The sequence below is a fragment of the Bradyrhizobium sp. MOS002 genome (assembly GCF_003020115.1).
GTDB lineage: Bacteria > Pseudomonadota > Alphaproteobacteria > Rhizobiales > Xanthobacteraceae > Bradyrhizobium.
The window spans coordinates 91637-104192 of record NZ_PYFX01000010.1 but is presented as its reverse complement, the minus strand read 5'-3'; the positions used below and the strand labels follow the sequence as shown (position 1 = coordinate 104192).

Annotated in this window: 12 protein-coding genes; 3 read left to right on the top strand and 9 right to left on the bottom strand. The window is 65.9% G+C overall.

What is annotated here, in order from left to right; all coding sequences use genetic code 11:
* Positions 1-7 precede the first annotated feature (7 nt).
* Entirely contained in the window at positions 8-547 is a 540-nt protein-coding gene (locus tag C7G41_RS25720) for an adenine phosphoribosyltransferase (protein WP_007595035.1), read from the top strand.
* Positions 548-566: 19 nt separating this feature from the next.
* On the opposite strand, the gene C7G41_RS25715 is transcribed toward C7G41_RS25720, so the two are convergent.
* The 9 genes from C7G41_RS25715 to C7G41_RS25675 form a co-directional block, all read right to left on the bottom strand.
* A complete protein-coding gene (locus C7G41_RS25715) occupies positions 567-899 on the bottom strand; it encodes a GIY-YIG nuclease family protein (RefSeq protein ID WP_106945142.1) in 333 nt (110 codons plus the stop codon).
* A gap of 86 nt (positions 900-985) precedes the next feature.
* Positions 986-1654, bottom strand: a complete 669-nt coding sequence (locus tag C7G41_RS25710; protein WP_106945141.1) for a hypothetical protein — start codon at positions 1652-1654, stop codon at positions 986-988.
* A gap of 60 nt (positions 1655-1714) precedes the next feature.
* A complete protein-coding gene (locus C7G41_RS25705; RefSeq protein WP_106945140.1) occupies positions 1715-2470 on the bottom strand; it encodes a hypothetical protein in 756 nt (251 codons plus the stop codon).
* 205 nt (positions 2471-2675) lie between these two features.
* Positions 2676-3917 carry a M48 family metallopeptidase gene (locus tag C7G41_RS25700; protein ID WP_106945139.1) on the bottom strand — a complete coding sequence of 414 codons (1242 nt, stop codon included), beginning with the start codon at positions 3915-3917 and terminating at the stop codon, positions 2676-2678.
* 32 nt (positions 3918-3949) lie between these two features.
* Complete coding sequence (locus C7G41_RS25695) at positions 3950-4510, bottom strand: LemA family protein (protein WP_106945138.1); 561 nt, start codon at positions 4508-4510, stop codon at positions 3950-3952.
* A gap of 137 nt (positions 4511-4647) precedes the next feature.
* Positions 4648-5625 (bottom strand): small ribosomal subunit Rsm22 family protein, encoded by a 978-nt coding sequence (locus C7G41_RS25690; RefSeq protein WP_199198607.1) that lies wholly within the window; start codon positions 5623-5625, stop codon positions 4648-4650.
* A gap of 112 nt (positions 5626-5737) precedes the next feature.
* Entirely contained in the window at positions 5738-9202 is a 3465-nt protein-coding gene (gene smc, locus C7G41_RS25685; protein WP_106945136.1) for a chromosome segregation protein SMC, read from the bottom strand.
* A 217-nt stretch (positions 9203-9419) separates the two neighbouring features.
* Entirely contained in the window at positions 9420-10094 is a 675-nt protein-coding gene (locus C7G41_RS25680; RefSeq protein WP_199198613.1) for a DsbA family protein, read from the bottom strand.
* A 127-nt stretch (positions 10095-10221) separates the two neighbouring features.
* On the bottom strand, positions 10222-10716 hold the full coding sequence (locus C7G41_RS25675; protein ID WP_106945134.1) for a DUF721 domain-containing protein: 495 nt from the start codon (positions 10714-10716) through the stop codon (positions 10222-10224).
* A 122-nt stretch (positions 10717-10838) separates the two neighbouring features.
* Between C7G41_RS25675 and mutY the strand changes: the two genes are divergently transcribed.
* On the top strand, positions 10839-11939 hold the full coding sequence (mutY, locus tag C7G41_RS25670) for an A/G-specific adenine glycosylase (RefSeq protein ID WP_199198606.1): 1101 nt from the start codon (positions 10839-10841) through the stop codon (positions 11937-11939).
* A gap of 67 nt (positions 11940-12006) precedes the next feature.
* Entirely contained in the window at positions 12007-12429 is a 423-nt protein-coding gene (locus C7G41_RS25665; RefSeq protein ID WP_106945132.1) for a PaaI family thioesterase, read from the top strand.
* Positions 12430-12556 lie beyond the last annotated feature (127 nt).

Here is a 12556-nt window from a genome sequence, read left to right as displayed (position 1 = left end):
AGGCACAATGACTTTTGACCACGATCTGAAGGCGAGCGTCCGCACCATCCCGGACTATCCGAAACCCGGGATCTTATTCCGCGACATCACGACGTTGCTGGCGGATGCGCGTGCGTTCCGCCGCGCGGTCGACGAACTCGTCAATCCCTGGGCCGGCAACAAGATCGACAAGGTCGCCGGCATGGAAGCGCGCGGCTTCATCATCGGCGGCGCGGTGGCGCACCAGGTTTCGGCCGGCTTCGTGCCGATCCGGAAGAAAGGCAAGCTGCCGCACACCACCGTGCGCATCGCTTACTCGCTCGAATACGGTATCGACGAGATGGAGATGCATGTCGACGCCATCCAGCCCGGCGAGCGCGTGATCCTGGTCGACGACCTCATCGCCACCGGCGGCACAGCGGAAGGCGCGGTGAAATTGCTCCGCCAGATCGGCGCCAATGTGGTCGCCGCCTGCTTCATCATCGACCTGCCGGATCTCGGTGGCGCCGCCAAGCTGCGCGCAATGGACGTGCCGGTGCGCACGCTGATGACGTTCGAGGGGCACTGAGCGGCGCCGCTGGCGACGTTCAGATCGGCTCGGCGTTCAGCTCCGACAGCCAATGCAGCATGCGCTCTTTGAGCAGCGCATTCCTGACATAGTCGCTCGCCTCGTCTTTCAGCCGCTCGCATTCGCCGAGCGTCAGGCCTGCCTCGCCATGCATCTTCCACGCAGCCTGGAGGCTACGGCAGGTGTGGCTGCCCTGGCGCAGCGAGAACCAGATGCGGTTCTGGATGGTCTCGAGGTTCGGGGCCTGACCGACCCAGGCCTCGCCCGAGGCCGCGCAACGGACGACGTAGATGCCCGCAACGGTCTTCCGGTCCTTGTAGGCGGCGATCGCTGCTTTCCGGTCGATGGTCACGGTGAAGGGGCCTTGCTGAGGAACGCTGGTGCGTAACTCCAGTAACCGAAGGGCCGCTCGACGTCAATATTATCCGGGTAAAATATTCAAGACCGTTGCAGGATCAGGCTGAGCTCGAGCTCGCGGAAGGCGAGGTAATTGCGCCGGGTCCACTGGTGCAGTTCGGTGGAGGCGTCCTTCTCCTGGCGCAGATAGCCCGTGAAGGAGAAATTCAGCCGGTCGACATAGGTCTTCAGGAAGCCGGGCAGCGCCGGCAGGCGTAGCAGCCGGCCGCTGGCCATCGCGGCCGGCAGCTCGCCGCGCACGATGTGCTCGTTGTCCACCGTGATCAGGTTGATCCGCGGGATCTGGTCGCGCAGCATCTCGTGGGCGCGGGCCGAGACGCGGTCGGTGTCGGCGACGAACAGGATCATCGGCGCGACGTGGCGGCGCGCAGCCTCTTTCAACAGGCCGATCTCCTCGGTCATCTTGAAGAACTCGTCAAAGGCGTGGAAGCCGAGGTCGATCACCTTGGCAAGCCCGTCATCGACGATCACGCGATCCATCAGCTGCATCTTGCCATAGGTGTCGATCACGTCGGCGGTCTCCGTGATCTTTGGCAGATAATCGAGCAGCGACGGCTCCTTCAGGTTGACGTCGAAGGCCACGACGTTGCCGTTCTTGAGCAGCAAAAATTCGCTCAAGAGCCGCGCCAGCAGGGTCTTGCCGACCTGCGGGCGGGGCGAGCAGATGATGTAGAGGGGCGTCGCGGGCATTGATGGCTATATCAGTCGAAATTGGCGACCAATCCAGCCGTATCCGCCCGGCTTACGCAATTATTTTTCGCTGTTGCGGGCCCCGGATTTCGTCGAGCCGACGATATCGGTCAGCCGGATCCGGTCGAACTCGCTCCAGACGTTCGCAAGCCAATGCCGGACATAGCCGCGCAGCACGAACGAATAGTTCGCCGCCTCGTCGTTGACGCCCTTGTTGGCGACGAACTTCAGGAATGGGACGGAGGACACCTCGACCTGCTCATAGGCCATTTCGTTGAGCTTGGGGATGGTCAGCTCGGTCGCGTCCTTGATGCGGTTGAAATACGATTGGTAGGTCGCCTGATCCCACTGGAAGAACTGGGTATCGTTGATGAAGTTCTTCACCAGGAAGTATTTCGCGCCGCCCATGAAGCCCGCGGTCTCGGCGATCTCGTCCAGCGATGCGATCGAGGGTCCCAGGATGTGGAACACGGCAAAGGTGATCTGGCCGGCCTTGGCGGCGTCAAGGAAACCGATGTCGCGCAAGGAGGCGAGCGCCGGCGAGAGCAGACCGGCGCGGACGTCGATCACGGTGACCGACGGGCTCGTCGCGTTGAGCGTATCGAAGATCTTCATCTGATCCGACGTCGTCGTCATGTCGACGATCTCGGTGATGTCAGGGTGGAAGCGCTTCAGGGTTCCGCGCGGCGACTCGGTGTCGAAGGCGCGCGTCGGCACGTTGTTGGCGGAAAAATAATCGAGCAAGGTGCGCGACACGGTGGTCTTGCCGACCCCGCCCTTGTCCGCGCCCACCACAACTACTGCCGGCTTTGCCATTGCTGTCCCCTAACGCGCGCCCCCGATCGCGAAGTCGCAATCGGCCGGGCCCCAAATCGATGTCGCAAAGATGTCCCGAGTCTGCTGTTGGGCGCGAACATGGCAGAAACAAGGGAGAATTCAATTCCGCAGGCCCCAGTTACGGCAATTCCCGAGGTTTTTCCAAATCGCCACGAATCCCGCCGCGCATGGTGTCAAATCACGCTCAATGGCGGCCCCAAGGACCCATGGGATTGCCCAAGGATTTGCCTATTGGGTTGCCGTTGCCGGTCCCTGCGGAGCTGGGTGCGGGCACGGGCGGCGGACCGGCCGCGCCGCCTGCGTCGTTCCAAGGACCTTGCCTAGGACCCTGGCGCAACGGCGGTGGGGTGTCCTGCCGGTCGGCTTGCGTGTCCGGCTCCTCGGCCTCTTCGGCGGGAGGCGGCAGCGGGCCGGGATCATGGCCGCCGGCGAACTTGACCAGTGCGTCGACCCGGGACTGCACCGAGGGGTGGGTCGCGAACAAATCGGCGAAGCCCTCACGCGGATTGTCGACGCAGAGCTCCATCACCGCCGAGGTTGCGCCCGGCAGCTCGCCGCGGTTCTCGATCTTGCGCAGCGCCGAGATCATGGCGTCCGGGTTTTTCGTCAGCTCGACGGAGCCCGCGTCCGCGAGATATTCGCGCGAGCGCGACAGCGCGAGCTTCACCACCTGCGACAACAGCCAGGCCACCACGATCAGCACGACCGCGATGATGATCACGATTACCGCGCCGCCGCCCGAACTCTTGCTGTCGCTCGACGACGAGGACGATCTTGACGACGAGGAGGAGCCCGACGACCACGAGCCGCCGGAGCCCCAGCTGAAATTCGTGAACAGGCGGAAGAACAGCTCGCCGAAGAACCCGACCACACCGGCGATGATGACGGCGACCACCATGAGCTGCACGTCGCCGTTCTTGATATGGGTCAGCTCGTGGCCCAGCACCGCCTCGATCTCCTTGTCGTCCAGCGCATTGAGGAGACCGGTGGTGACGGTGATCGAATATTGCCGCGGGTTGAGGCCGGTCGCGAACGCGTTTAGCGCCGGGCTTTCCATGATCTTCAGCTTCGGCATCGTGATGCCGCGCGAGATGCAGAGATTTTCGAGCAGATTATAGAGCCGCGGTTCCTCCTGCCGGGTGACGCCGTGGCCGCCGGTCACCGCATCGATCATCGACTGGTGGAAGAAATAGGCGATCACGATCCAGGCCGCTGCCACCACGGTCGCAACCGGCGCGGCGACTTTCAAATCATAGAAGGCGCGTCTCAGATAGTGGACGACGGTCTCGTCGCCATTGATGACGACTTCGGCGATCAGCGCGCCGGCATAGACCAGCACATAGACCAGCGCGAACAGGCCGGCGAGCAGCAGCATCGAACGAAACTTGTTCGAGGCGATGTGCGTGTAGAGACCATACGCGGCCATGACGCGATGCCCTGCCGGCCTATCGGCTCAACTCAGAACTTCACCTGCGGCGTGGCCTCGACCTCGGTGCGGCTGGCGCCGAGATCGAAGAAGTCCTTCCTGGTGAAGCCGAACATGCCGGCGAACAGGGCGGCCGGCATCTGCTGGATGCCGGTGTTGTATTCCTGGACCGCATTGTTGAAGAAGCGGCGGCTGGCCGCGATCTTGTTCTCGAGGTCGGACAGCTCGCTGGCGAGCTGCTGGAAATTGGCGTTGGCCTTGAGGTCGGGATAGGCTTCCGACAGCGCGATCAGCCGGCCGAGCGCGCCGGAGAGTTGGGTCTCGGCCGCGGACACCTGCGCCGGTCCCTGCGCCGACATCGCCGAATTGCGCGCCTTGATGACGTCGTCGAGCGTGCCGCGCTCGTGCGAGGCATAGCCCTTCACCGTTTCGACCAGGTTCGGGATCAGATCGTGGCGCTGCTTGAGCTGCACGTCGACGTCGGCAAAGGCCTGGCCGACGCGCTGGCCCAGCGCCACCAGCCGGTTGTAGGCGGCGAAGGCAAAGAACACGAGGACGACGATAACGCCGAGGACGATCCAGCCGGTCGACATGGAGAACTCCTGAAGGGGGAAGAAGGCGGGCGCAGCCTAGACCAAATTGGCGCGGAGCGAGAGCCCGGCGCAGAGGGGTGGTAGGATTTGGTCGGATGAGGGGCTATCCGAGTTCAAGGCGAAAGCGCCGGAGGAGGTTAACTTTCGGACAGGACGGCATCACCCCAGCTCCAGCGGCGGGCGCTTGCATAGGCAGCCTTGTCGCGACGTGGGACCTTGGCGACTTCGACGCCTTGCTCGGTGCAGAGCTTTGCCGTGATCTCGGCCTTGCCGAGATCCGGCGGCGCCAGCACGCGCGCCGCGCGGGCTGCGGGCGGCGTACGGGTCAGCGCCACATAGATGAATCGCTCGTCCTCGAACGGCACCTCGGCGCCCTTGATCTGGCGATGAGCCTGCGAGCGCGGAAGGCGCTGTGAGAAATGGCACCAGTCGGGCGCCAGCAGCGGACACGGCTTTTCGTGGGGGCAGGGTGCGGCGACATAGGCGCCCGCCGCGATCAGTTGCTGGCGCAAAGCGAGGATGCGCGCGTAGCCGGCGGGCGTGCCGGGCTCGATCACGACCAGCGCGTGGCGCGCTTTCGCCCACATCGTTTCCGCGAGCTTGCGTTGATCGCCCTCACTGAGCTCGCCGATGACGTAGCTCGCGACGACGAGATCGGCTGGCGAGACCTCAGCGAGGTTCGCGCCGGCATCGCCCGGCAGATAGCGGCAATCCGCCAGACGCGTGCTGTCGCGCGCCAGTTCGAGCGCGAGACGGCTGAGCGTGCCGTTGGCATCGAGCAGGGTGAAATCCTGCAGCGAGAAGAACGCCTCCGCCGCGGCCCAGCTCGCGGTGCCCGGACCTGCGCCGACGTCGAGCAGCGTTTCCGGAGCGAGGTCCGGTGCGGTCTCGGTCAGCGCATTCAGACTGGCCGCCACCGCGGCGTAGGTCGCCGGCATGCGCGCGAGCGCATAGGCGAGCGCATCGGCCTCCGACTTGATCGTGCCGGAGCCGCCGCCTGCGCGATAGGTGGTCGAGATTTTCTGCGATCGCTGCGCGGCGTCGGTGCGCGAGAACCCCTGGAGCTTGCCGTCGAGGGCGGCCTTTAGCTCAGCGGGAAGCGTGGGCGAGATCATCTTGATTCGCCGTCATTCCGGGGCGCGCGTAGCGCGAACCCGGAATCTCGAAATGGTGGCGCGAGATTCCGGGTTCGATGCTGCGCATCGCCCCGGAATGACGGCCAGAAAATCACGCCACATTCTGGTCGAGAATGTCCACCGCCTCTTGCAGGTTCACCGACACCAGCTGCGAGACGCCGCGTTCGGCCATGGTGACGCCGAACAGGCGGTTCATCCGCGCCATCGTGATCGGGTTGTGCGTGATGATGATGAAGCGCGTGTCGGTCGAGGCGGTCATCTCGTGCAACAGGTTGCAATAGCGCTCGACGTTGTGGTCGTCGAGCGGCGCGTCGACTTCGTCCAGCACGCAGATCGGCGAGGGGTTGGTGAGGAACACCGCGAAGATCAGCGCCATCGCCGTCAGCGCCTGTTCACCGCCAGAGAGCAGCGACAGCGTCTGCGGCTTCTTGCCCGGCGGCTTGGCGATGATTTCGAGACCGGCTTCGAGAGGATCATCGCTCTCGATCAAATGCAGCGCCGCTTCGCCGCCGCCGAAGAGCTCGACGAACAGGCGCTTGAAGTGGTTGTTGACGACCTCGAACGAGGTGAGGAGTCGCTCGCGCGCCTCCTTGTTGAGGCTCTGGATGCCCTGGCGCAACCGCTTGATGGCCTCGACGAGGTCGTCGCGCTCGGTGACCAGACCGTTGTGCTGGGTCTCGACCTCGCGCAGCTCTTCCTCGGCGCGCAAATTGACCGCACCCAGGCGTTCGCGATCGCGGCGCATTTTTTCGAGGTCTTCCTCGATGTCGTGCAGTGGCGGCAGCTCCGTGCCGGGTTCGATCTCGGCGAGGCCGGCAACGGCTTGTGGTTCGACCTCCAACATGTCGCGGATTTCGCGCTCGATGTCCTCGAGCCGGCGCCGCGCGCCTTCCATGCGCTCCTCGGCGCGGGCGGTGGCCTCACGCGAGCTGGAAAGTGCCTCGAGCGTCAGCTTCGCGACGCGATCGGTTTCGGCCATCGCGGTTTCCGCGCTGGCGAGCGCATCGGCGGCCATGCGGCGGTCGTTTTCGGCGTATTCGATCTCGGTGATCAGCGCACTGCGCTTCTCCGCGAACACGGCTGGCGCGTTCTCGAGATCGCTGCGCTCGATCGAGACTTCGGCGATGCGCGCCTGGATGGTGTCGATGTGGGAGGCGGCGCTCTCCTTGCGGTTCTGCCACTCGGTGCGTTCGGCGAGGATCGCCTGCACGCGGCGGTCGGCCAGCTCGGCTTCGCGCGCCAGCGCCTGTGCCTCGGCACGGACCTGGGCCGCCATGCGGCGATGACCTTCGATGTCGCTGCGGACGGCGGCGAGACGGGTTTCAGTGTCCTCGCTCGACGGCAGCTCGGAGATCCCGGCTTCGGCGTATTCGTAGGCGGCTTCGGCTTCGGCACGGTCGGCGGCCAGACGGCTGTGCGCCTCCGACAGCGTCGCCTTGCGCGCGGCGTGGCGGCTGATCTCGCGCTCGACCGTGGCATGGCGCTCGCGCGCGACGTTGAGCTCGCGCTGCGCGGCGCGCCAGGCTTCGCGGCTCGCACCTTCGGTGCTGGCGGCCATCTGCAGCTCGGCCTCGGCGTTCTCCAGCGCCTGACGCTTGATCTGCGCGTCGATGCGGGCCTGCTCCAGCTCGTTCTCGATGTCGACGAGGCGGGCGCGCTCGGCAAGCCGCCGTGCTGCCCCGGTCGGCGCGTGGGCGGCTGCGACAAAACCGTCCCAGCGCCAGACGTCGCCTTCGGGCGAGACCAGCCGCTGGCCGGTCTTGAGCTGCGAGACCAGCTCGGCGCCGCGCTCGCGCGGCACCACGCCGATCTGCGCCAGGCGGCGCGCCAGCTCGGCCGGGGCCTGAACGTGGTCGGCGAGCGGCACGACGCCTTCGGGCAGCGCCGGATCGCCCTCGGTGACGCCGGCATTGGTCCAGCGCATCGGCGCGGACGGATCGACCGGGGCGTCGAGATCGTCGCCAAGCGCTGCGCCGATCGCCTTTTCGAACCCCTTGTCGACGGTGATGCCGTCGATGATCGGCGGCCACAAATTCTTGGTCTCGCCGTTGACGATCTTGGAGATCGTGCGCGCCTCGGTTTCGAGCCGCTGCACGCGCTTGTCGGCTTCGACGAGCGGCGAGCGCGAGGATTCCAGCGTCTGCCGCGCGGCGACGTGCGCGGCTTCGCTGGCCTGGGCGGCGGCTTCCGAGGCCGCCAGCGTCTGCTCGGCGTTCTCGACCGTCGCGGTCAGCTCGTCGAGGTCACCGAAGCCGCCGGTCGCCTCGGTGAGCTTCTGCTCTTCGGCCGCGACGTTCGAAATCTCCTGGTCGAGCCGGGCGAGCTTGTCGCGGTGGGTGCGAACGTTGGCTTCGAGTTGATTGCGCTTGGCGGTGAGGTCGGCGAGCGCGGTGGTGAGCTCGTCGAACTGCTGCTCGGTTTCTGTCAGCACCGCCTCGGCTTCGGCGACACGCTCATCGACGCCGGAGCGCTTCTCGACCCGCGACTTGATCTCTTCCTTCAGCTCGGCATCTTCGGCGTCGAGGCGCTGCAGCGCGACATCGGCGTCCATGGTCTGCTGCTGGGCCCGCGAGATGTCGCCTTCGAACTGCGCGAGGCGCCGCTCAAGCTCCGCGACGCGCTCCTTGGCGCGCTCTTCCTCGCGATCGAGCAACTCGCGGGCGTTGGTCAGGCGCTGCAGTCCCGCCGCGGCGCGGGCTTCGGCATCGCGCAGCGCCGGCATTTCGGCGGCGCGGATCGCCTGGATGCGGGCGGCTTCGGCCTGATGCTGGGTACGCTCGGCCATCTCGCGGACCGCGAGATCGTGGGTGTGGCCGGATTCGTTGACGTCGGCATGGGCGCCGATCCAGCGCAGATGGAACAGGGTTGCCTCGGCCTTGCGGACCTTGGCCGCAACTTCGCGATAGCGCACGGCCTGGCGGGCCTGCTTCTTCAGGCCTTCCATTTGCCCTGCGAGCTGGCCGATCACGTCCTCGACGCGGGTGAGGTTGGTTTCGGCCGCCTTCAGCCGCAGCTCGGCCTCATGGCGGCGGGCGTGCAGGCCGGCGACGCCGGCGGCGTCTTCCAGCACGCGGCGGCGCTGCTCGGGTTTAGCCTGAATGATCTCGCCGATCTTGCCCTGGTGGACGAGGGCCGGCGAGCGCGCGCCGGTGGCGGCGTCGGCGAACAGAATCTGCACGTCGCGGGCGCGCACGTCGCGGCCGTTGATGCGGTAGACCGAACCGGCCTCGCGCTCGATGCGGCGGGAAATTTCCAGCAGCTGGCTGTCGTTCATCGCCGCCGGCGCGGTGCGATCGGAATTGTCGATCGTCATCGTCACTTCGGCGTGGTTGCGCGCGGGGCGATTGCCGGAGCCGGCGAAGATCACCGCGTCCATGTCGGCTGCGCGCAGCGACTTGTAGGAGGTCTCACCCATCGCCCAGCGCAGCGCCTCGACGAGATTCGACTTGCCGCAGCCGTTGGGGCCGACCACGCCGGTCAAGCCGGGCTCGATGACGAAGTCGGTGGCCTCAACGAAGGACTTGAAGCCGTGAAGGCGCAGGCGGGTAATTTTCATAAGCACGCATCTCTGTTGGCAGGTGCGAATCCCCCTGCCGGGACAATACCATGGAAGGCAATGTCGCTATCCGGGCGAGTCGCGCGAGGCGCCTCATGCGGCTGGACAATGGCCGCGGTGCGCCGCGAGGGCAACCGGCGAAAGCCGCTTTTCCCAAGGGATTTATGCCGGGAAAGATACGGCTATCGAGATGCGAATCAGGATCTTGACGAGCGAATCAGCTCTTCAGCAGCGGATTGATCTTCTTGGCGAATTCCTCGAACGAGGTCTCGCCCTTGATCTTCTCGCCGTTGATGAAGAACGTCGGCGTCGAATCGACCTTCAGAACGTCGCTGGCATATTTCTGGTCGGCGGCGATCTTGTCGAGCAGCGCCTGGTCCTTCAGGCAGGCCTCGACCTGCTGCTGGGTGAGACCGGCCTGCTTGCCGATCCGCGTCAGGGTCTCCGTGGTGTTCTTCACCACCCAGTCGTTCTGCTGGCGGAACAGCATGTCGGTGACGGCAAAGTATTTCGGCGCGTCGCCATTGGCGATGCAGCGCGACAGCATCGAGCCGGCGGCGGCTTTGATGTCGAGCGGGAACTCGCGGAAGATGTAACGCACCTTGCCGGTGTCGATGTATTCCGACTTGATCTTGGGAAACACCTGCTCATTGAAGGCCGCGCAATGCGGGCAGGTCATTGAGGCGTATTCGGTGATGGTGACGGCAGCGTCCTTCGGGCCCAGCGCCATGTCGGGCAGGGACACCGGCTTGGCCACGTCGCCGGGCGCCGCCTGCGCCATTGCTTCAGGGATCATGGCATCGGAGATGAACCGCAGCGGCGAGAGCCCGGCGAGCGCTGCAAGCCCGGTCAGCGACAGCATCGAGGTGAAGGCGCGGCGGGTGATGATCAAGGTCGGCTCCCGGATTGGCGTGGTCTCGCCCGAAATTCCCATTCAGACGGCCTGTCGCTAGCTTGAAACGTCGTTTGAGGCAATGGCGAGCGGCCGGGACAGGTGCAGTTTGGCCGCAGAATAAGGCTCAATTTCGCTTGATGGCGGCCCCGAGGCGCGCCAGCGCCGACTTCAATTGTTCATCTTCGATGTCGCCCAGGCGCTCAGCCACCTCGGCCACCGATTTGGCGTCCGGCGGGCCGGGCCGGGTTGGCCTGCGGGCGCGCGACAGCGGAGCCTGGCGGAAGGCCAGCTTGCCGACGGCGCTCCAGCCGAAGAAGCGGTTGACCCGCTGCAGGATCACGTCGGCGGAGTGCTGGATCTCCAGCGCCATCGGCCCTTCGACCCGCAGCACCAGCGTCGCGGGCTCCTGTGGCTGGCCCTCGACCGGCCGCGGCCATTGCATCTTGAGCGGCTCGGCATGGGCCGCGATCTCCGGTCCGGCAATCTGCGCCCACCGCGTCACCAGCTCGCGCGCCGCAAAGCCCTGCTTGGCATAGGCCTCGGCGAAGACGTCGTTGAGCAGGAGCGACAGCGGCTTGGCGCTGATGGGACCGGGTTTCATGGGGCGAAGCTTGGACATGGGACGTTATAGCACTCCGGGGCGTCGGCCGCAGGCTCTTCGCCGCGAAGAAAGACGTGGACGCCCGCGACGAGCGTGGGCATGCCGTGGAGAGATCGGTTCATTGCCGCTACAGTGCGGACATGAGCCCCAAATCCGCCCTCAAGGCGAAATCGGAACCCGTTCAGCCGGAGACCTCGTCGCGCCCGCTCGCGCTGCTCGACTGGTACGACCGCCACCGTCGCCGACTGCCCTGGCGCGCTGCGCCCGGCGAGGCATCCGACCCTTACCGCGTCTGGCTGTCCGAGATCATGCTGCAGCAGACCACGGTGAAGGCGGTCGGGCCCTATTTCGAAAAATTCGTCGCGCGCTGGCCTGATGTCACCGCGCTGGGGCGAGCCTCGCAAGACGACGTGCTGAGGATGTGGGCCGGGCTCGGCTATTATTCTCGCGCGCGAAACCTGTATGCCTGCGCGGTCGCGGTGACGCGTGAGCATGGCGGCACCTTTCCCGACACCGAAGAGGGCCTGCGCGCGCTGCCGGGCGTCGGGCCCTATACGGCGGCAGCGATCGCGGCGATCGCGTTCGACCGCCGCACCATGCCGGTCGACGGCAATATCGAGCGCGTCGTCTCGCGCCTGTTCGCGGTCGAGCAGGAATTGCCGCAGGCGAAGCCGCTGATTCAGGAGTTGGCTGCGACGCTGCTCGCCGACTCTCGCGCCGGCGATAGCGCGCAGGCGCTGATGGATCTGGGCGCCTCGATTTGCACGCCGAAAAAGCCGGCCTGCTCGCTTTGCCCGCTGAACGAGGACTGCACGGCGCGCGCGCTGGGAACGCAGGACACGTTTCCGCGCAAGGCGCCGAAGAAGAGCGGCGCGCTACGGCGCGGCGCCGCCTTCGTTGTCACGCGCGGCGACGAGCTTCTCGTCCGCAGCCGCCCCGAAAAGGGTCTGCTCGGCGGCATGACCGAGGTGCCGGGCTCGGACTGGCTGGCCGGACAGGACGATGCCAAGGCAAAGCAGCAGGCGCCCGAGCTGAAGGGGCTGTCGCGCTGGCAGCGCAAGGTGGGTGTCGTCACCCACGTCTTCACGCATTTTCCCCTGGAACTGGTGGTCTACACGGCGAGGGTGGGTGCGCGCACGCGGGCACCCGCGGGCATGCGCTGGGTGCCGATCGCCACTCTCGCCGACGAAGCATTGCCCAACGTCATGCGTAAGGTGATCGCGCATGGATTGGACACCTAGGAGCCGATCCTGCTGACAACATGCTGGCAACAGGCCTGCGTTAGCTGTGGCTGGCAACGGAGGTCGCATGATCAAGACCGCGCTCGACAATTTTCCAAGGCCGCCCTGTGCCGAGCTGCTCGGGTGGCGCCTGCTCGATGCCCGTCCGGAGGAGGGCTGGATCAAGCTCGCCTTCGACGGCAAGCCGGAGTTCTGCAATCCGGCCGGCTTCATCCAGGGCGGCATGCTCTCGGCCATGCTCGATGATACCATGGGCCCCGCCGTGCTGGTGATGAGCGAGGGCCGGCTCTACACCACCACCATCAGCATGACCCTGAACTTCCTGGCGCCCGCAAAGCCAGGGCCAATCATCGGCGAGGCCAAGGTGACGCAGCTCGGTAGGACGATCGCGTTCGTCGAGGCCAGGCTGACGGCAGAAGACGGCACGCTCCTGGCGACGGCGACCGCGAGCGAGCGGCTGCTCGAGGCGGCGAGGGTGGTGGGCAAATAGCGGCCGCGCACTCTTTCTTCCTTCTCCCCTTGCGGGAGAAGGTGGCGCGTAGCGCCGGATGAGGGGTCTGTCTCGGCGAGTTCAAATGCGAGTTGGCTTCGCGGAGACAGACCCCTCACCCGAGTGA